At 73.0% G+C, this 18587-nt stretch carries 19 protein-coding genes; 8 read left to right on the forward strand and 11 right to left on the reverse strand.

The window, feature by feature from the left end:
• Window positions 1-19: 19 nt before the first annotated feature.
• Window positions 20-1567 (reverse strand): PucR family transcriptional regulator, encoded by a 1548-nt coding sequence (locus tag ACNKF0_RS17925; protein ID WP_416954201.1) that lies wholly within the window; start codon window positions 1565-1567, stop codon window positions 20-22.
• Between the two features lie 146 nt (window positions 1568-1713).
• Here ACNKF0_RS17925 and ACNKF0_RS17930 point away from each other — a divergent pair, with 146 nt between their 5' ends.
• Together ACNKF0_RS17930 and codB are read left to right on the forward strand one after the other, a co-directional pair.
• A complete protein-coding gene (locus tag ACNKF0_RS17930) occupies window positions 1714-2175 on the forward strand; it encodes a nucleoside deaminase (protein ID WP_416954202.1) in 462 nt (153 codons plus the stop codon).
• Window positions 2172-3458: a cytosine permease gene (codB, locus tag ACNKF0_RS17935; RefSeq protein WP_416954203.1), complete on the forward strand. Its 1287-nt coding sequence runs from the start codon at window positions 2172-2174 to the stop codon at window positions 3456-3458. The genes ACNKF0_RS17930 and codB overlap by 4 nt, the downstream gene beginning before the upstream one ends.
• Window positions 3459-3488: 30 nt before the next feature.
• Here codB and ACNKF0_RS17940 read toward each other — a convergent pair whose 3' ends face one another.
• Genes ACNKF0_RS17940 through ACNKF0_RS17960 form a run of 5 tightly spaced genes read right to left on the reverse strand, consistent with a single transcriptional unit; the run spans window position 3489 to window position 6628 of the window.
• Window positions 3489-3893 (reverse strand): hypothetical protein, encoded by a 405-nt coding sequence (locus ACNKF0_RS17940; RefSeq protein WP_416954204.1) that lies wholly within the window; start codon window positions 3891-3893, stop codon window positions 3489-3491.
• Entirely contained in the window at window positions 3881-5161 is a 1281-nt protein-coding gene (locus ACNKF0_RS17945; protein ID WP_416954205.1) for a hypothetical protein, read from the reverse strand. The genes ACNKF0_RS17940 and ACNKF0_RS17945 overlap by 13 nt, the downstream gene beginning before the upstream one ends.
• Window positions 5158-5454 (reverse strand): hypothetical protein, encoded by a 297-nt coding sequence (locus ACNKF0_RS17950; protein ID WP_416954206.1) that lies wholly within the window; start codon window positions 5452-5454, stop codon window positions 5158-5160. The genes ACNKF0_RS17945 and ACNKF0_RS17950 overlap by 4 nt, the downstream gene beginning before the upstream one ends.
• Window positions 5451-5822, reverse strand: coding sequence for an SAV_915 family protein (locus ACNKF0_RS17955; protein ID WP_416954207.1), 372 nt, complete (start codon window positions 5820-5822; stop codon window positions 5451-5453). Before ACNKF0_RS17955 ends, ACNKF0_RS17950 begins: the two co-directional genes overlap by 4 nt.
• 8 nt (window positions 5823-5830) lie before the next feature.
• On the reverse strand, window positions 5831-6628 hold the full coding sequence (locus ACNKF0_RS17960; RefSeq protein WP_416954208.1) for a hypothetical protein: 798 nt from the start codon (window positions 6626-6628) through the stop codon (window positions 5831-5833).
• Between the two features lie 42 nt (window positions 6629-6670).
• Here ACNKF0_RS17960 and ACNKF0_RS17965 point away from each other — a divergent pair, with 42 nt between their 5' ends.
• Window positions 6671-7792, forward strand: a complete 1122-nt coding sequence (locus ACNKF0_RS17965) for an ATP-dependent DNA ligase (protein ID WP_416954209.1) — start codon at window positions 6671-6673, stop codon at window positions 7790-7792.
• Complete coding sequence (locus ACNKF0_RS17970; protein WP_416954210.1) at window positions 7789-8385, forward strand: hypothetical protein; 597 nt, start codon at window positions 7789-7791, stop codon at window positions 8383-8385. Before ACNKF0_RS17965 ends, ACNKF0_RS17970 begins: the two co-directional genes overlap by 4 nt.
• An 87-nt stretch (window positions 8386-8472) precedes the next feature.
• Here the strand turns inward: ACNKF0_RS17970 and ACNKF0_RS17975 are convergent, their stop codons facing one another.
• On the reverse strand, window positions 8473-9543 hold the full coding sequence (locus ACNKF0_RS17975) for a sulfotransferase family protein (protein WP_416954211.1): 1071 nt from the start codon (window positions 9541-9543) through the stop codon (window positions 8473-8475).
• A 75-nt stretch (window positions 9544-9618) separates the two neighbouring features.
• On the opposite strand from ACNKF0_RS17975, the gene ACNKF0_RS17980 reads away from it, so the two are divergent.
• Window positions 9619-12375, forward strand: coding sequence for a stealth conserved region 3 domain-containing protein (locus ACNKF0_RS17980; protein WP_416954212.1), 2757 nt, complete (start codon window positions 9619-9621; stop codon window positions 12373-12375).
• Window positions 12376-12514: 139 nt separating this feature from the next.
• The gene (locus tag ACNKF0_RS17985; protein ID WP_416954213.1) at window positions 12515-12898 is read left to right on the forward strand and encodes an aromatic ring-opening dioxygenase LigA; all 384 of its coding nucleotides are present in this window, start codon (window positions 12515-12517) and stop codon (window positions 12896-12898) included.
• A gap of 12 nt (window positions 12899-12910) precedes the next feature.
• Here ACNKF0_RS17985 and ACNKF0_RS17990 read toward each other — a convergent pair whose 3' ends face one another.
• Window positions 12911-13993 carry a DNA polymerase domain-containing protein gene (locus tag ACNKF0_RS17990; RefSeq protein WP_416954214.1) on the reverse strand — a complete coding sequence of 361 codons (1083 nt, stop codon included), beginning with the start codon at window positions 13991-13993 and terminating at the stop codon, window positions 12911-12913.
• 51 nt (window positions 13994-14044) lie between these two features.
• Between ACNKF0_RS17990 and msrB the strand changes: the two genes are divergently transcribed.
• A complete protein-coding gene (msrB, locus tag ACNKF0_RS17995; RefSeq protein ID WP_299925824.1) occupies window positions 14045-14443 on the forward strand; it encodes a peptide-methionine (R)-S-oxide reductase MsrB in 399 nt (132 codons plus the stop codon).
• Here the strand turns inward: msrB and ACNKF0_RS18000 are convergent, their stop codons facing one another.
• From ACNKF0_RS18000 to hemG, 3 genes are read right to left on the reverse strand one after another with little or no spacing between them, the layout of a single operon-like run.
• Entirely contained in the window at window positions 14444-15298 is an 855-nt protein-coding gene (locus tag ACNKF0_RS18000) for a hypothetical protein (RefSeq protein WP_416954215.1), read from the reverse strand.
• Window positions 15299-15351: 53 nt separating this feature from the next.
• On the reverse strand, window positions 15352-16083 hold the full coding sequence (gene hemQ / locus ACNKF0_RS18005; RefSeq protein WP_299925828.1) for a hydrogen peroxide-dependent heme synthase: 732 nt from the start codon (window positions 16081-16083) through the stop codon (window positions 15352-15354).
• 4 nt (window positions 16084-16087) lie between these two features.
• Complete coding sequence (hemG, locus tag ACNKF0_RS18010; RefSeq protein ID WP_416954216.1) at window positions 16088-17437, reverse strand: protoporphyrinogen oxidase; 1350 nt, start codon at window positions 17435-17437, stop codon at window positions 16088-16090.
• 22 nt (window positions 17438-17459) lie between these two features.
• Here hemG and ACNKF0_RS18015 point away from each other — a divergent pair, with 22 nt between their 5' ends.
• On the forward strand, window positions 17460-18554 hold the full coding sequence (locus ACNKF0_RS18015) for an NYN domain-containing protein (RefSeq protein WP_416954217.1): 1095 nt from the start codon (window positions 17460-17462) through the stop codon (window positions 18552-18554).
• The last annotated feature ends 33 nt before the right edge of the window (window positions 18555-18587 follow it).

Raw genomic sequence — 18587 nt, forward strand, 5'->3', positions numbered from 1 at the left:
ACCAGCCCCGCGCGACGGCTCAGCCGCCGAAGCCGACCATCGGGTCGATCCCGGTGCGCAGGCGCCACGCCAGCACGCCCAGGCGCAGACCGAGCTGCTGGTCGGCGTCGTCGACCTCGACACCCAGGAGCCGCTCGACCCGCTCCAACCGGTCGTAGAGCGACTGCCGGCGGATGCCGAGGGCCGCGGCCGTGGCCGACTTCGACAGGCCGTGGGTCAGGTAGGTGTCCAGGGTCCGCAGCAGCTCGGTGCGGTGCCGGCTGTCGTGGGCGATGAGGGCACCGACCTGCTCCTCGGCCATCCGCGCCCACGCAGCCGGTCCGACCGCGGCCAGCAGGTGGGGGCCCGCGAGGTCCCGTGCCAGCAGTACGCCGTCGCGACGCCCCGTGCGCCGGGCAGGCTCCAGCAGCTCCCGGGCCGTGCCGAGCGCGGGCCCGAGCTCGGCCGGGTCGGCGACCTGGGGACCAGCCACCAGCAGGGCAGCAGCCGCGGACCCGGGCCCGGTGTCGGCCGCCGGCGACCCGAGCCGGCGGCCTAGCGTCTCGTGCGCCTCGGCGAGGGCGGCACGGGCCGGGCCCGGCCGGGGCCAGCCGCGCACCACCGCGACGACCCGGCTCCCCGCGATCCCCACCAGAACCGGCCCGGCCACCTGCCGGAGCGCGTGCTCGAGGGCGGGGACCACGTCGGTCAGCGCCGTGCCGGGCTCGACTGCGACGGTCAGCGGCTGCCAGCCGCGACCGTCCGGAGCCGGCCACCCCAGGTCGGCCAGCCGGTCGGTCACCTCGGTCCCCGACATCGGCGTCGCGGCGCACAGGTCGGACACCAGCGACTGGCTCGGACCCGGGCGCTGACCGAGCGACCCGGCCCGCCCCAGCTCGAGCGCCACCGCGACCGCCGCCTGCCCGGCCACCCGCCGCCGCTGGCGGGTGGGACCACCCAGGAGGTGGAGCGTGGCCACGACGCCTGCCGGTCCGCGCACGGGCTCGGCGAGCCGGGCCTCCTCCGCGACCGAGGCGATGGAGCTGCGCTCGACGAGCTGGTCGTCGCGGTCGCGCAGCTCGACCTCGCACCCGGCCGCCCGCGAGACCTCGTCGAGCAGCGCCCGCAGGCCGCGCCCGTCGATGACGACCTGGGCGAGGTCACCCCACGCGGCACCACCGCCGGCATGGGCTCGCCGCCGCACGACGAGCTCGTGGAAGTCCTCGACCATCCGCTCGAAGGGCACGACCTGTGTCAGGCCCAGCACCACCAGCCCGCGCCGCTCGGCGGCCTCCAGGATCGGGCCGGGCACCTCGAAGAACGTGCGGCCCAGCTCGAGCGCGAGGGCCGACAGACCGGCGTCGGCGAGCTGCTCGACGTACGCCCCGAGGTGCTCCGGGGTGCGCCCGTGCAGGCCAAGTCCAGTGGTCAGCAGCACCTCCCCGCCGGCGAGCAGCCCGCCCATCTCGAAGACCTCCGAGGAGTGGACCCAGCGCACCATCACCAGGTCGGGCGCACCCGCGAGCACTTGCACGCCGGCGGCCCGGAAGGACGGCAGCGCGAGCACCTCGGACAGCGGGATCAGCACACGACGCCTCCTCGGACCGGGCAAGGTGTCAGGAGACTAGCGTCGACAGCCGGACGACATGTCCGTTGCCAGCCCGGTCGTGGCTCTGGTGGTGTGACCTGACACACCCGCACGGGCGGGCTCGGCACCACCGGACGAAGGGCCACATGATGATCGACCCAGCGGAGCAGACCTTCCTCGACCTGGCGATCGAGCAGGCCCGGATCGGGTGGCAGGAGGGCGGCATCCCCATCGGGGCCGCCCTGGTGCACGAGGGCGAGGTGCTGGCCGTCGGGCGCAACCGACGGGTCCAGATGGGCTCGGCCATCCGGCACGGCGAGACCGACTGCCTCGAGAACGCGGGTCGCCTGCCCGCACGTGTCTACCGGGCCAGCACGCTCTACACGACGCTCTCGCCGTGCTTCATGTGCGCCGGCACCGCCGTGCTCTACGACATCCCCCGGATCGTCATCGGGGAGAACCGGACCTTCGAGGCCTCGGAGTCGTGGCTGACCTCGCGCGGCGTCGAGCTGGTGGTGGCCGACGACGAGCAGTGCAGGTCGCTGATGGACACCATGATCGCGGAGAAGCCGGAGCTGTGGGCAGAGGACATCGGGGAGGAGGCATGAACACCGCCATGGACACCACCACCGCCCCGACCGAGGTCGTGGACCCGGACTACCCGGTCACCCCCGTGCCCTCGCAGGCACGCAAGTCGTTCCTCTCGCTCGCGATCGTGCTCCTCGGCTTCACCGTCTTCACCCCCACCATGCTCGCCGGCGCCCAGCTCGGCGCCGCCTTCACGCTCTCCGAGCTGCTCCAGGTCATCCTGCTCGGCTCGCTCGTGCTCGGGGTCTACGTCGCGGTGCTCGGCTGGATCGGTGCGCGCACCGGCCTCACCACGGTCGTCATGTCGCGTTACGTGCTGGGCCAGCGCGGCGCCAAGCTCGCCTCGATCCTGCTGGGCGGCACCCAGATCGGCTGGTACGGCGTCGTCATCGGCACCATCGGCGACCTCACCGCCCAGGCCCTCGAGTGGGACTCCTACCCCTCACGGGCGGCGGTGATGATCGTCGCCAGCGTCCTCATGTGCCTCACCGCGTGCTACGGCTACCGCGGCATGTTCTGGGTGTCGGCGATCTCGACGCCGCTGATCCTGGTGCTGGCGTTCTGGGTCCTGCTGCGCTCGCTCGAGGAGGTCGGGGGCTGGTCGGGTCTGGCGCAGGTCGATCCGGACACCTCGATGACGTGGTCGGTGGCAATCACCACCGTCGTCGGGACGTTCGTCTCCGCCGGGACCCAGGCACCCAACTGGACCCGCTTCGCGCGCACCGGTGGCCAGGCGGTCGTGGCGTGCGCCATCGGCTTCCTCGTCGGCAACGGCCTGATGATCTTCTTCGGTGCGACGGGCGCGATGACCTTCGGTGAGGGCGACTTCGTCCTGGTCCTCTACAACCTGGGCCTCGTCGGCTGGGGCCTGTTCCTCCTCTTCGGCAACCTGTGGAAGTCCAACGCCGACACGGCCTACGCCTTCGGCGTCGCCGGGGCCGAGCTGTTCGAGAAGCCGTCCAAGCTGCCCTTCGTCATCGGCGGATCGGTCGTCGGCACGGTGCTGGCGCTGGTCGGTGTGCAGAACCACCTCGTCGACTACCTGGTCCTGCTCGGCGTCTTCATCCCGCCGCTCGGTGGCGTCATCATCGGCGACTACCTCGCCCGCTGGCGCGCCGGGATGCCAGAGGGCCACCCGGTCCCCCCGTTCCACTGGGTCAACCTCGGCATCTACGCCCTGGCCAGCGCGCTGGCGTACGCCGCCAACGAGACCGGCTTCTTCGTCCCACCCGTGATCGGGGTGCTCGTCGCGCTCGTCCTGTCCGTGGCGGCCGGGCGACGACACGCGGTCAACGCCGGCTGAGCCACGGGCAGCGGCTGCGCTCGGCGCCGCTCAGGGGCGACGAGCAGCGGCGTCGTCCGGGTCGCTGCGCCACACCCGCGCGGCGGCCCACAGGAGGTACGCCGCTGGCACGCCGAGCAGCACGCCCCACAGCCAGTTCTCCTCCACGACACCCACCACGGCGGTGACGACCGCCCACCCGGCGAGGAGCAGCAGCACGACCAGGGCCAGCGGCCGCGCCCACGGGGATCCGCGCTCCGGCGGACGGGTGGCCGCGACGACACCCAGCAGCGAGACCACGCCGAAGACGACGAACGACGCCGCCCAGGCGAGCCCGAACCCCGTTTCGGCCTCCTGCACCAGCCCGACGCCGAGCGCCACCGCCAGGAGGCCCGAGCCGACCCCGAGGGCCGCGGACACCTTGCCGATCCTCGGCCGCGTGCTCAGCTGAACCACCCGCCGATCGTCTCGCCGACGCTCGAGACCCCGTCGGCGATCGCCTCGCCGGTGTCCTCGAGCGCGTCGACGCCCTCGTCCCACGCCGCGCCGACGTCGGGACCGTTCTCGAAGAGCGAGTCGATGGCGCCGTCGGCGAAGATCGCGATTCCGGCGCCGACCACCGTGCCGACCACGGCTCCGACGGCGGTGCCCACGCCGGGCACCACGGACCCGGCGGTCGCGCCGATCAGGGCGGCCGTGCCGACGCTCGCCGCCAGACCGGCGCCGTAGCCGGCGGCAGCACCGAGACCGGCGGAGACGCCCTGCGACACCAGGATCTGCTCGGTCGTCTCACCCTCCTGCCAGTCGTTGTGGACGCCGAGGCCGATGCCCAGAGGGCCGAGGACCTTGCCGGCGCGACCGAGGTAGCGCAGGGCGCGGGAGTCCGCGACCTCCTGCGACTGGCGCAGCAGGTCCTCGGCCTCGTCGAGCCTGCCCTGGATCGCGAGGCGGTCGGCCTCCAGACGCGCCTCGTCGAGGGTCTGGAAGAAGAACCACTTGCGCTTCATGTAGCGCTCCGGGTGGGCCTGCAGGTCGTCGATGGCGCGCGACGCCTCGTCGACGAGGTCCGAGGCGGACTGCAGCAGGCGGGACTGCCGCAGGGCGATCGTCGCGCCGATCACACCGGCTGCGCTGTCGCCCACGATGTCGCTGAGCGTGACGATCCACGACGCGTGCGTGCCCGGCAGGTACTCCTCCTGGAGCTCGCGGCAGGCGGCGGCGTAGTAGCGGTCGATGCGGGCCGCCTCGGCCTCGGCGTCGTAGTAGGCCTGGAGCAGGTCCTGGTGGGCGTCGTACGCCGTGACCCTCTGGTTGTGCGCCTCGACCTCCTGCGGCGTGCCCTCGAAGAGGTCCGGCGGTCGGGCCGGCCCGTCACCGGGGTGCTGGACCGTGAAACCGCTGACCGTGAGCCCGGCGCCGCGGGCGGTGGACCGCACGTCGCCCATCTGGTCCTGCGAGCGGCGCAGCTTGCCCGCGAAGTCGTCGAGGTCGCCCGCCATCTTCTTCGCCGCCCCGGCGAGGTCGTCGGAGCTGTCCCGGATGCGGCGGGCGGTGTCGACGAACTCCTCACCGGCGACCGAGCTCCACCCCGTCTCGGCGTCGCGGCGCGCGCCGTTGGCGGCGTCGGCGGCAGCGGTCAACCGGGGCTCCAGGCTGGTCCGCAGCCACGTGGCGGCGCCCTCGATGCCGCCCGGGGACCCGGTGATCTCGGTGTCGATGCTCATGGCTCCATCACCTGCCGGATCCGGTTCATGTCGGCGGACGCGTCCGCGTCCGCGCGCTGGTAGTAGCCGCGCGCGAGCCGGACGCCCTCGGCCGTGCCGGTGAGGGCGTTGGCGACGTTGCCGGCGCTCGTGACCACCTGGCTGAGCATGCTGGCGACGACGGCCGTCATCGGCCCGGCGTCCACGCCGCGCGGGACGCTCCCGGCCAGCCCCTCCAGGCCGTCCGCGGCACCGTCGAGGTCGCCCGCGATGGTGTCGAGCGTGGCGAGGTCGACGTCGATGTGGCCGCTCATCCACGCACCGTGCGTACGTCGTCGGCGTCGCCAGGACCGCTGTCCGGGCCCGCCTCCGGACCGGCCGGGTCGTCGCGCAGGCCCGGGTCGACGTCGAGGAACAGCAGGTCGTAGGGGCTCTGGTCGTGGATGCGCTGCAGGGCAGCGACGTCGCAGAGCAGCCAGGGCGTGTCCGGCAGGTACCAGCGGTGGAGCCGGTCGATGGCCGAGTACGTGTAGAGGGCGGTGCGCCCGTCGGCGACGCGGTGGAGCAGCACGCGGCGCGAGGCGACCTCAGGCTCGTCGGTCGTGGGGACGTAGACGACCGGCGGCAGCTCTGGTCGGTGCTCGTCGCGCCGACCCTCGGGGATCGTCGTGTCGCTGGTCACGGAAGCAGTCACTCCTTGCGGTGGCGGTCGGACGTTCGTGGCGCGCTTGCAGCGTTCCCCGCACGGGCCGTTCCAATCCTCGTCGACCCGGCGACCTCGGCCTGCAACCAGTCGGCGAGGTCCGCGGCCCGGTGCCCGATGTCCGTGGCGTCGAGCACGAGGCTGGTCCGGGACAGCGGTCCGTGCCGCCACGGGCGGGGACACGCCTCGCGCGTCGCCTCCCGGTTCAGCTCGACGACCACCCGCCGGCCGCGGCTGCGGACCGCGCGCACCGAGGACCGGGCCGCGCGGGAGCGCCCGGAGGGCGAGTCCACGACGAGCTCGTCGTCGGTCAGCCACAACGCGGGCGGGCGGCGGCGGCCGAGCACCACGAGCGCCACCCGGACGGCGAACCAGAGACCGACCAGGCCCGGAAGGAGCCCCACGACGGCCCACTCCCCGCCCGTGGCGAGACCTGCCACGGCGAGCGCCACACCGGTGGCGGCGAGCCCGAGGTCGAGCGCGTTCGCGTGCCACCACGGCGCCGCCCACGACCGCACCCCGACCGCCGGGCGTCCCTCGAGCGTCGCCTCGCGGAGCGTCGGGAGCCGGGAGGTGCCGACGACCACCGCGGCGAGGACCAGCGTCACCGCGACGGCGTACGCCGTGTAGACCACGAGCAGCCAGAGCCCGATGGGCTCGCGCCCGGAAAGCTCGGGTGCGGCGACGAGGAGCAGGACCGCGCCGAGCGCGGCCAGCACGAGGTTTCCGAGCACCTCCCCCCACTTCGTGCGGCCGGCGAACGAGACAGCGGCGGCACGTGGCATGCGGGCAGTCTAGGTAGGCGCTCCCCCCACTAGGCTCGCGGTGTGGACCTTCCCGTGATGCCTCCGGTGCAGCCGATGCTCGCCAAGAGCGTGAGCGGCGTCCCCGACCCGGCCAAGCACGGAGGTCTGAGCTTCGAGCCGAAGTGGGACGGCTTCCGCTGCCTGGTCTTCAAGGACGGCGACGAGGTCGAGCTCGCCAGCCGCAACACCAAGCCGCTCACCCGCTACTTCCCGGAGGTCGTGGAGGCCTGCCGCCGTCAGCTGCCCGAGCGCATCGTGCTCGACGGCGAGATCTTCGTCGGCCTGCAGGGTCCCGACGGCTGGCGGCTCGAGTTCGAGACCCTGCAGGAGCGCATCCACCCGGCCGCGAGCCGCGTCGACAAGCTCGCCGCCGAGACACCCGCCGGGTTCGTCGCCTTCGACCTGCTCGCGCTCGGCGACGTGTCGTTCATGGACCGTCCGCTCTCCGAGCGCCGCGCCGCGCTCGTCGAGGCACTCGGCCACCTCGACGGGAGCGGCCCGTGCTTCCTCACCCGCACCACCGAGGACGCCGCCGAGGCCGAGCGGTGGTTCGAGGAGTTCGAGGGAGCGGGGCTCGACGGCGTGGTCGCCAAGCCGCTCGGGTCGGCGTACGAGCCCAACAAGCGCACCATGCTCAAGATCAAGCACGAGCGCACCGCCGACGTCGTCCTCGCCGGCTACCGCGAGCACAAGACGTCCACGCCCGAAGCGCGGCTCGTCGGCTCGCTGCTCCTCGGTCTGTACGACGACGACGGCGAGCTGCAGCACATCGGCGTCTCGGCCAGCTTCACCGCCGCGCGCCGCGCCGAGCTGTGGCACGAGCTGCAGCCGCTGGTCTGCGACATCGCCGATCACCCGTGGGGCCGGTGGAACGAGTTCCTCACCGCCAACCCGGACCGGGTCCCCGGCACCCAGAGCCGGTGGAGCGCAGGCAAGGACCTCGGCTTCACCGCGCTGCGCCCCGAGCGGGTGCTGGAGGTCAAGTACGACCACATGGAGGGCCGCCGGTTCCGGCACACTGCCCACTTCAAGAGGTGGCGCCCCGACCGCGACCCGGAGAGCTGCGGCTATTCCCAGCTCGACGAGCCCGCGGGCTACGACCTCACTAGAATCCTCAGTACCGACCCCGGAGGCGAGTCATGAGCACCCCCAGCACTGAGAACACCCCCAGCAACGACGGCTCGATCCACGACGGGCAGGGCACCTACGACGTGGTGCTCCTCGTCGAGCAGGCACTCACGCCCGCAGACGCCAAGCAAGTCCGCTCGCTCCACACCGAGATCGAGGACCCCGTCGTCTACCACGTCCTGCTGCCGCTCGAGGACGCCGCGGCCCGCATCGAGGCCTCGCTCGGCACGCTCGGCGCCGGCGACCTGATGGCCGCCCCGGCGCTGGCGATGAACGACGTCGACATCGAGGCGCTGCGCCGCGAGTGCGAGGAGCACTCCTCCTCCGACCTGCACAAGACCCTGCTCGCCATGCACGACGCCGGCGGCACCGCCCAGGGCAAGGTCACCTCCGAGCCGCCCGTCGACGCCCTGGCCGCGCTGGTCGCGGCGGTCGACGCGCGCGAGGCCATCATCCTGACCCGCTCCCACGTGGTGGCGGAGTTCTTCCACGTCGACTGGACCTCTCGCGCCCGCCGCAAGCTCGGCGTACCGGTGCTCCACCTCATCGAGCACGAGAACTTCGACGAGCAGGCCTCCGGCTCCGGCGAGGGCGTCAGCGGCCTCTGAGGGCGACCTGAACTTGTCAGGGCGTGCATGGGCCGACATCTTCAGGAATCCCCGGCCAGCCGGGGATTCCTGAACTTGTCAGGCAGTTCAGCGGCGCGTGACGCGGCGTACGACGGCGCGGCGGATGATGGCGGCCGCCTCCCGGCCGCCGACGGCGGGTGCGGGCGCGCTGCGGGCCTGCTCGAGGTCGCGGCGCAGCTGCTGAACGGTCGCCCGCTGGGCGTCACGCGCCTGTCGGCCGGCGAGGGTGGACTCGGCCTTGGTGTGGTCGAAGGTGAGCGCGACGGCGTCGGCGTAGCGCGTGCGGTAGTCCTCGTGGATCTCGTCGAGCCGCGCGAGCGTGCCGGGGTCGTGCGGGGTCGTGGTGAGCACGCCGAGCAGCTGCCAGACCTCCTCGGCCATGTCGCGCAGCCAGTCGGGCGTGCGGACGTCGTCCCAGGTGAGCTGCGACTTGCGCATCGACGGCTCGATGAAGTCGTCGACCGCGTGGTGCTCGGTGGACCCGAGGTCCGTGTTGAGCTCGAGCTCGAGCTGCTCCTGCACGGGCACCAGCGCCGAGCGCCAGTCCGCCAGCAGGTCGACGTACCTCACGAAGGAGCGCTTCGACCCGCGTCCGGCCTGCTCGGTGAGCAGCGCGGCGTGCACCCAGCCGGCGACGTTGGAGGTCTCCTTGGTGAGGCGGAGCTCCTCGGACTGGCTGGAGAGGTACGCGATGTCGCGGGAGCCGACCACCTCGGCGGGGTGGCGCAGCGCGGTCAGCCAGCGCAGGTCGGCGCCGAGCTCGGCGCTGACCACCTCCCAGACCTGGGCGAACCAGAACGCGTGCGGGTCCTTGACGACGATCTGCGGGGCGTCGAGCTGGCCTGCGAGCCACTCGTGGAGCTCCGCCGTCGGCGCGCCCGTCTCGACGTGGCGCGCGACGATGTCGACGGCCGCGGGACGGCTGTCGATGTTGAAGAGCGCGAGCTCCTTGAGGTGCCGCTTGTGGAAGTCGATGACCCACTGCGGCTCGTAGAACCCGCGCGGGTTGGTCTCCGAGGCCTCGACCTCGGGCTGCGGCACGTGGAGGCCGAGCCGCTTCAGCGTGCCGGCGAGGGAGCTGGTGCCGCTGCGACCGGACCCGGAGACCAGGACCAGCGGGGTGGACGACGTCGGCATGCGGGTCACCCTAGCGGCCGGTGCTGCTCCCCCTAGGATCGTGGCGACCCGCTCCCGGACAGGACTGAGGACCACGTGGCACTGACCGACAGGCTCGGCGGGAAGGTGCGCTCCGCGATGCGCCGGGCGCGTGGCGACGGCCCGCTGGACGTCGTCTACGTCCTCTTCAACGCCGACGGCATGGGTGGCACCGCCCGGTCGGGCATCGAGCAGGCCAACGCGCTGGTCGGGCTCGGCGAGGGGCACCGCGTGCGCATCCTCAGCGTCACGCGCAGCGGCGACGCGACGCACTACCCGCTGGCCGACGGCGTCGAGGTCACCTACCTCGTCGACGTACGCCCGGAGCGTCCCGTCGCGATCACCGGCGACCACCCGGCCGAGCTGGGACAGCGGGAGTCGACGATCGTGCCGCGCAGCTGGGACGCGCTCTACAACGGCCTCACCGACGCGACGATGCGCGAGGCGCTCGGCGGCATCGAGGCCGACGTGCTCGTCACGACCACCCCCGAGCTGCTGGCCGCCGTCGCCCAGCTCGCACCGGCCGACGTCGCGCTGGTGCACCAGGAGCACCGCGCGTCCTCCAGCCGGGTCAACGACCTCGGCGCGCTGCTGCAGTTCGCGCCGCGCGCCGACGTCGTGGTGTCGCTGACCGAGTCGATGTCGCGCTGGCTGGCGGGGCGCCTCGGCGGCGCGGCGCCCGAGCTCCAGGTGATCCCCAACCCGCTGCCCTCCCGCCCGCAGGCCCGTTCCTCGCTCGACCAGCGGACGTTCGTGACGGCCGGCCGGCTCGCGCCGGAGAAGCAGTTCGAGCACGTCGTCGACGCCTTCTGGCGCATCCACGAGCAGGTCCCGGGCTGGACGCTCACGATCTGGGGCGACGGGCCGCGCGCCGACAACCTCGCCGCGCAGGTGCGCAAGCTCGGTCTCGAGGACCGCGTGCACCTGCCCGGCTCGACCGACGACCTGGCCGCCGAGTGGGCCCGCACCAGCGTCGCCGTCCTCGCCTCCCGCGGCGAGGGCTACCCGCTCGTGCTGCAGGAGGCGATGTCGGCGGGCGTGCCGCCGGTGTCGTACGACTGCCCGTCCGGCCCGCGCGAGATGATCACCCACGACGTCGACGGGCTCCTCGTGCCCCCGGCGTCCAAGGCGGCGCTGGCCGCGGCGATGCTCCGGATCGCGACCGACGACGACCTGCGGGCCCGTCTGGGCGCCGCCGCGCTCGAGCGCTCGCTCCGCTGGGACGGCGAGGTGCTGGCCCGCCAGTGGGTCGAGACCTTCCGCACCGCCGTCGCCCGCCGCGCCGACCCGCTCGCCCCGCGCCGGGTGCTGCACGGCCTGCGGCCGGGGCCGCTCGGCGACCTGCCCGAGACCACGGGAGCCGCGGGCGTCACCCCCGCCCAGGCGCGTACGACGTCGCTGCGGGCGCTGACCTCCGCGGCCGCCGCGACCGGCGACGGCTGGTTCGTGCTGCCGGCCCGCGGGCTCGACCCGCACCCGGTGGTCGTCGTCCCGTCGTCACGCCGCGGCGCCTTCCTGTCCGCGCTGGCCTCCGGGTCGGTGCCCGACTGGCTGTCGGTGCGCGAGCCGGCCGAGCGTGGCTGGCCCGAGCGCCGCGGCACCGTCGCGGTGATGACGTCCGAGCTGGCGCGCACCCGGACCGCCACGCTCCTCCTCGAGCCGTGGCCGATGCGCGGTGGTCACGACGGCGTGCTCGGCGAGGGCGTCGAGATCAGCGTGCAGTTCTGGGAGGAGTCGCCCGACGGCGACCTGCTCGCACCCGGTCCCAACCGCTGGGGCGACCGCGTGCCGGCCGGCACGCCTCGCACGACGATCCGCGTCGAGGACGTCGAGGTCCCGACCCTCGAGGTGATGGCGCTGCCGACGATCGACGACGTCCGCTTCGACGTCGACGTCGTCTACACCTGGGTCGACGGCGACGACGAGGCGTGGCTCACCGCCCGCGACGAGCGGATCCGCGAGCTCGGCGGCACCCCGAGCGACCGCGCCGGCGGGGCTTCTCGCTACCGCAGCCGCGACGAGCTGCGCTACTCGATGCGCAGCATCCACCTCTTCGCCCCGTGGGTGCGGCGCATCCACCTCGTGACCGCCGGGCAGGTGCCGTCGTGGCTCGACACGACGCACGACCGCGTCAGGGTCGTCGACCACCGCGAGATCCTCCCCGGGTCGGCGCTGCCGACCTTCAGCTCGCACGCGATCGAGACCCGGCTGCACGCCGTGCCCGACCTCGCCGACCACTTCGTCTACGTCAACGACGACGTCTTCCTCGGACGGCCGCGACGCCCCGAGCACTTCTTCGCCCCCGGCGGGCAGTACGCCGCCTTCGTCGCCGACCACCGCGCCGTCGGGCTGCCGGGCACCGACGACCGGCCCTACCTGACCGCCGCGCAGAACAACCGCCGCGTGCTCGCCGAGGCCTTCGGGGTCACGCTGACCCACACGATGATGCACAGCCCCCACCCGCAGCGCCGTACGACGCTGGAGGAGATCGCGGCCCGCTTCCCCGACGAGGTCGAGCGCACCACCCACGCGCCGTTCCGCTCCGAGACCGACCTGTCGATGCTGTCGTCGTTCGCGCAGAGCTACGGGCTCGTCACCGGCCAGGCGTTCCGCGCCGGCGCCCACCACGGCTACGTCGACCTCGGCCACCAGCAGCTGCCCGTGCAGCTCAAGCAGATGCTCCGGCGCGACCGCGACTTCTTCTGCATCGCCGACAACCTCCTCGCCGCCTTCGACGAGGAGCGCGCCGACGCGCTGCTCCACGACTTCCTCGAGCAGTACTTCCCGGTCCCGGCCCCCTGGGAGAGGTCCTAGGCCGCGCGCCCGCATCACCCGTCACGGGGGTGGCACCAGGGCGCCTCGGGCTCGACATTCGTCTGAGCGTGCAGGTGCACGCGGCGTCGGTCCCGCGGGGCGGGCCGGGAGGGAGCAGCTCATGCGCAAGGTAGCGGCGTTGACGTCCATCATCGTGGGCATCGTCATGGCCGTCGCGGGGGTCGTCACCTGGATCATCGTGTCCACGACCCTGGCCGACCAGAGGATCACCGTGTCCGACGACGCCAGCTGTGCGGCGGGGGACGGCGTGAACGGACCGATCTCGGCCTATTGCCAGGCCGACATCATCGACCAGCACACCCTGGAGATCACGGGCGGCAAGACCTATGCCGAGCTCGACCGCGAGGACCCCAACCGGGCCGTGGCCATGGACTCGGCGTTCCTGCAGGCCTCGCTGTTCACCTCGGTCGTCGCATTCGGTGTCGCCGCGATGGCGATCGTCGTCGGCATCGTGCTCGCCCTGATCGGGTTCGCGCTGCGCGCTCCGCGCGAGAGGGTCTGACCGGGTCGGCGCTCAGTCGGCGATCCGGTTGCCGTCGGCGTCCCAGTGCTCGGCCACCTTCTTCGACGGCTGCACGCGAGGCGGCTCGCCGGGCATCTTGGGGTGGTCGGGCGGGTAGTTGAGCTCGACCGGGTGCTCGTCCCACAGGTCGAGCAGCGGCTGGAGCGAGTGGTGCACGTCGTCGATGGTGGCCCAGGGGTCGCCGTCGACGGCCAGGCGCGACGGCACCGAGAACAGGTTGAGGTCCGCCGGTGAGGTGAGCGAGGCCAGCTCGTCCCACGCGAGCGGCGTCGACACGGGCGCGCCCGGGAGCGGTCGCAGGGAGTAGGCCGAGGCGATCGTGCGGTCGCGGGTGTTCTGGTTGAAGTCGACGAAGATCCGCTCCCCGCGCTCCTCCTTCCACCACGCGGTCGTGACCCCGTCGTCGCGCTTCTCCAGCTCGCGGCCGAAGGCGATCGCGGCGTGGCGCACCTCGCCGAAGTCCCAGCGCGGCTCGATCCGGACGTAGACGTGGATCCCGCGGTTGCCCGACGTCTTGGCGAACCCGGTCATGCCGAGGTCGGCGAGCAGCTCGCGCGCGACGCCCGCCACCCGTACGGCGTCGGCGAACGTCGTACCCGGCTGCGGGTCGAGGTCGATGCGCAGCTCGTCGGGGTGGTCCACGTCCGTGCGGCGCACCGGCCACGGGTGGAAGGTCAGCGCACCCATCTGCGCGCACCACACGGGCACCGCGATCTCGGTCGGACAGATCTCCTCGGCCGTGCGCCCGGACGGGAAGGTGATCTCGACGGACTCGAGGTAGTCGGGAGCACCCTTGGGCACCCGCTTCTGGTAGAACGCGTCGGCGTTGCGGTCCTGCGGACCCGTCGCGAGCTTCATGCCTTCGCGGACGCCGGAGGTCCAGCGCTCGAGCGCCGTCGGCCGGTCGCGCAGGGCGCGCATCAGGCCGTCCTCGACGCTGGTGACGTACTCCGCCACCATCAGCTTCGTCACCGCCGGCGTGCGGTCGGTCGCCTCGTAGATCACGCGGTCGGGCGAGGAGATCCTGACCTCGCGCTCCCCCGCCCGGACGTACGCCTCCGACGCCTTCGCCATGTCACGACCCTAGCCGGGGTGGCCGCTGGAGCGCCTCCGTAAACTGGCGGCATGGCCTACGACGTGCAGAAGACCGATGAGCAGTGGCGCGAGGAGCTCACCCCCGAGGAGTACGCCGTGCTCCGCCAGGCCGGCACCGAGCGAGCGTTCACCGGTGAGTACACCGACACCGAGACCCAGGGCACCTACTCCTGCAAGGCCTGCGGGTCGGAGCTGTTCACCAGCGACACGAAGTTCCACTCCGGCTGCGGCTGGCCCAGCTTCTACCAGCCGATGACCGACACCGTGGAGTACATCGAGGACACCTCCCACGGCATGAAGCGCGTGGAGGTCCGCTGCGCGAAGTGCGGCTCGCACCTCGGCCACGTCTTCCCCGACGGCTTCGGCACGCCCACCGGCGACCGCTACTGCATCAACTCGATCAGCATCACGCTCAACGAGAAGCAGTAGTCAGCCCTCGACCGGGACCAGCGCCGAGCTGACCCGCACCAGCCCGTCGCCGTACGTCGCGTCGGCCCACTCCTGCACCGTGCCGTCGTCGTAGACGACCTGTGCGTCGAGCGAGTCGGGCGAGAGCGAGCCGCTGGTCAGCAGCTGCTCGCCGAGCGCGGCCTGCAGCTCCTGGCTGACCGCGTTGAGGTCGGCGTCGGTGCGCTCGACGGTGGTCACGCAGAGCATCCCGCCCCAGGTCTCGCGCAGCTTCTCCTCAGCACCCTCGGGGTCCTCGGTCACGGCGACGTTGATGGTGTTGCCGGTCAGCCACGCGGAGGCGTACGACGGCAGCGCGGAGGCCGCGGCCAGCGTGGCGTCCAGGTCCTCCGGCGTCGCCTTCGCCGTGTCGGTCGTGCTCGGCTCCTCGCACGCGGCCGCGAGCGGCTGCACCTCGGGCTCGGCCATCGTGTCGTAGAGCGCGGCGGGGATGGCGTCGGTGACGGTGAACGTGGAGCCGTCGTAGGTGCCGGTCAGGGCGTAGGAGCCCCAGCGCACGCCCGAGGCCTCCTCGGAGCCCACGTCGCCCCAGTCGAAGTCGGCGAGCCCGGGCCCACCGCACTGGGGCGGGTAGGACTCGGCGACGCCGGCCAGGCACATCTCCGGGCCGTCGCCGTCATCGAGCACCATCACCAGGCCGCTGGTGCGCACCTCCCCGTCGGGCACGGGCGTCGGAGCCTCCCCCGCCTCCCCCGACGACGCGTCGGCGGCCGCGTCCGACCCGGACGGGTCGACGGCCTTCATCTCCGCCTCGGTGGAGCAGGCGGTGGCGGCGCCCAGGACGGTCAGCACGGCAGCAGCGGCGAGGATCCTCATGATGCTCCGACGCTACTGCGGCCCGAGCCGTTCCCGCGTCAGCACCAGCCGCGTCAGGGCAGGCGGTCGAGCAGCTCCTTCGGCGTGACGCGGGCGCCGGTGTAGAACGGCACCTCCTCGCGCACGTGGCGGCGGGCGTCGGAGGCACGGAGGTCGCGCATCAGGTCGACGATGCGGTGCAGCTCGTCGGCCTCGAAGGCCAGCAGCCACTCGTAGTCGCCGAGCGCGAAGGAGGCGACGGTGTTGGCGCGCACGTCGGCGTAGCCGCGGGCCTGCTGGCCGTGCTGGGCGAGCATCCGGCGGCGCTCGGCGTCGTCGAGGAGGTACCACTCGTAGGACCGCACGAACGGGTAGACGCACACGTGGGCCCGGGGCTCCTCGTCGGCGAGGAACGCCGGGATGTGCGACTTGTTGAACTCCGCCGGACGGTGCAGCGCCATCTGCGACCAGACCGGGTCGAGGCGGCGACCGAAGGCGGTGCGCCGGAACGCGTTGTAGGCGCCCTGCAGCTGCTGGGAGTCGGCGGCGTGCCACCACACCATGACGTCGGCGTCCGCACGCAGGCCGCTGACGTCGTAGATCCCGCGCACGACGACGTCCTGCTCCGCCAGCACCTCGAGGAGCGCCTCGAGGTCGGTCGCCTCGGCGGCGCGGTCGGCGTCGTCGCCCAGGACGTCGCGGAGCCGGAAGACCGACCACATCGTGTAGCGGATGGTGTCGTTGAGCTCCCGCGTGCGGGCGGCGTTGGTCTGCGTCTCGGCAGAGGTCGGGGTGGACTCGCTCATGGGTTCATTCTGCCCGTGTGACCGAGGCCACGGCCTGCCGGGCCGAGCCGATCACCGCGGGGATGCCGACACCGTCGTACGCCGCCCCGCAGACCGCGAGCCCCGGCTGTCCGCCGACGGCGGCACGGATCCGCGCGACCCGCTCGAGGTGGCCGACGCCGTACTGCGGCAGGGCGCCACCCCACCGCTGCACGTGGGTGTCGACGGGCCGGGCGGTGATGCCTGCGAGCGCGGCGAGGTCGGCGAGCGAGACCCGCACCAGCCCCTCGTCGCCGGCCTGGAGGGTGGCCTCCTCGCGGTGGCGTCCGAGGGAGGTGCGGAGCACCACGACGTCGGGGTCGAGGTCGCGCACCCACGCCCACTTGGCGAAGGAGAAGGTCGAGGCCTTGATGGTGCGCCGCTCGACCGGCGGCACGAGGAAGCCGGACCGGTCGAAGAGTGTGTCGGGCACGTCCTGGGCCCGGAAGGCGAGCGTGACGACGGCGACGCTGGCGGCCTCGACCGCGGCGAGCTCCGCCGCGGCGTCCGGGAGCACCTCGCCGAGGAGGCGGGCGGTGGCCGCGGCGGGCGTGGCGAGCACGACCGCGTCGGCCTCGATCGTCTCGGCGCTGGTGGTGGGGCCGACGGTCAGTGCCCAGCCGGTGGACGTACGGCGCAGGGCCCGGACGGTCGCCGAGGTGCGCACCTCGAAGCCTCCCCCGTCGACGACGAGGCCGGGCAGGCGGCCCATGCCGCCGGGGAGGGAGGCGAAGACCGGGGCGGTCGAGGTGGGCACGGCCGCGGCCAGCTCGAGCAGGCTGCCGCGGCGGGCCATGGCGAGGAGCTGGGGGACGGCCGCGGCGGCGGAGATGCGACGGGCGTGGCCGGCGTACACCCCGCCCAGCAGGGGCTCGACGAGCCGGTCGACGAGCTCGTCGCCGAGGCGTGCCGCCACCAGGTCGCCGACCGAGACGTCGTCGTCGACGGGGGCGTCGGTCTCGGCTCCGGCGCGGGCCAGCCCCTCCGGGCTGAGGAGACCGCTGGCGGCCAGCTGGTCGAGGTCGAAGGGGACGCCCATCAGCGAGCGCGGCATCGCACGGAGCGCGCCCCGCGACCAGACCGCCGACGTGGCGGGCGTCGGGTGCACCACTGCGGCACCGACCTCCTCGGCGAGCGCCAGGCCCTCGGGCCGACGGGCGAGCATGGCCTCGGCGCCGACGTCGACGGTGAGCCCGGCGACCTCGGCGCTGCGCAGCTTGCCGCCGATGTGCGGGGATCCCTCGAGGAGGAGGACGTCACGCCCAGCGGCTGCCAGTCCTCGAGCCGCGACGAGCCCGGCGACACCTCCACCGACCACGACCGCGTCCCATCCCACGTCATCAGCCTAGGGTGCTGGTGTGGACGCCACCGTGAGCTCTGACCGGATCGCCGTCATGATCGACGCCGACAACACCAGGCCCTCCTACGCGGAGGCGTTGCTGAGCGAGGTCGCGAAGTACGGCACGCCGACGATCAAGCGCGTCTACGGCGACTGGACCAACCCGCACCTGACCCAGTGGTCCCGCAAGCTCAACAGCATGGGCCTGCGCGCCATGCACCAGAACGCCTTCACCATGGGCAAGAACTCCACCGACCTGGCCCTGGTCATCGATGCCATGGACCTGCTCTACGACGACAACGTCGAGGCGTTCGCGCTCGTCACCAGCGACAGCGACTTCACCAGCCTCGCGCACCGGCTGCGCGAGTCGGGCAAGACCGTCTACGTGCTCGGCGAGAACAAGGCACCCGACGCGCTGAAGTACGCCTGCGACAAGTTCATCGACCTCGAGGTCGTGCAGAGCGAGGAGCAGTCGAGCGACGACGAGGGCGACGACGACCGCGACGACGACCGCGACACCGGTCGTACCGACGCGGGTCTCGACGACGCCGAGGTCGCGCGGCCGCCCAGGATCAACCTGCAGAGCGCCCTGACCCGCGCCCTCAACGCCGTCTCCGACGACGAGGGCTGGGCCAGCCTCGGCGCCCTCGGCAACCAGCTCAACCGCACCCATCCCTCCTTCGACGCACGGACGTTCGGCGGCAGCGCTGCCCGGCTCAGCACGCTGGTGGCGGACCAGCCCTACCTCGAGACGTCCGGTACGGGCAACAGCATGCGCGTGCGCCGCAAGGGAACGGCGTCGACGAAGGCTCCCGGCAAGGCCGCTGCCAAGACTGCCGCCAAGACCGCCGCCAAGACCGTTGCCAAGACCGCCGCCAGGACCGGCGCGAAGTCGGCCTCCACCGAGGCTGCGGCGCCTCCTGCGCAGGCTCCGAGCGATGCGGGTGCGCGGGCACCGAGCAGGAAGCGGACCCCAGCGAAGCGGACCGCGGCGAAGAAGGCGGCGCCCACCGACACCGTGGCACCTCCCGAGAAGGCCGCGCCTGCCAAGAAGGCCGCCCCTGCGAAGAAGACCGCGGAGAAGCCGGTCGTGCGACAGACACAGCGCTACTGACGGGTCACGTTTGCGTCACGGCTGCGCCGAGAC

This window comes from Nocardioides sp. T5, assembly GCF_048161455.1.
GTDB lineage: Bacteria > Actinomycetota > Actinomycetes > Propionibacteriales > Nocardioidaceae > Nocardioides.

Excerpts from the sequence above, each read along its gene's own strand:
- ACNKF0_RS17930 (WP_416954202.1), top strand. The coding sequence starts at position 1,714 with ATGATGATCGACCCAGCGGAGCAGACCTTCCTCGACCTGGCGATCGAG.
- codB (WP_416954203.1), top strand. The coding sequence starts at position 2,172 with ATGAACACCGCCATGGACACCACCACCGCCCCGACCGAGGTCGTGGAC.
- ACNKF0_RS17945 (WP_416954205.1), bottom strand. The coding sequence starts at position 5,161 with ATGAGCATCGACACCGAGATCACCGGGTCCCCGGGCGGCATCGAGGGC.
- ACNKF0_RS17950 (WP_416954206.1), bottom strand. The coding sequence starts at position 5,454 with ATGAGCGGCCACATCGACGTCGACCTCGCCACGCTCGACACCATCGCG.
- ACNKF0_RS17960 (WP_416954208.1), bottom strand. The coding sequence starts at position 6,628 with ATGCCACGTGCCGCCGCTGTCTCGTTCGCCGGCCGCACGAAGTGGGGG.
- ACNKF0_RS17970 (WP_416954210.1), top strand. The coding sequence starts at position 7,789 with ATGAGCACCCCCAGCACTGAGAACACCCCCAGCAACGACGGCTCGATC.
- ACNKF0_RS17975 (WP_416954211.1), bottom strand. The coding sequence starts at position 9,543 with ATGCCGACGTCGTCCACCCCGCTGGTCCTGGTCTCCGGGTCCGGTCGC.
- ACNKF0_RS17990 (WP_416954214.1), bottom strand. The coding sequence starts at position 13,993 with ATGGCGAAGGCGTCGGAGGCGTACGTCCGGGCGGGGGAGCGCGAGGTC.
- msrB (WP_299925824.1), top strand. The coding sequence starts at position 14,045 with ATGGCCTACGACGTGCAGAAGACCGATGAGCAGTGGCGCGAGGAGCTC.
- ACNKF0_RS18000 (WP_416954215.1), bottom strand. The coding sequence starts at position 15,298 with ATGAGGATCCTCGCCGCTGCTGCCGTGCTGACCGTCCTGGGCGCCGCC.
- hemQ (WP_299925828.1), bottom strand. The coding sequence starts at position 16,083 with ATGAGCGAGTCCACCCCGACCTCTGCCGAGACGCAGACCAACGCCGCC.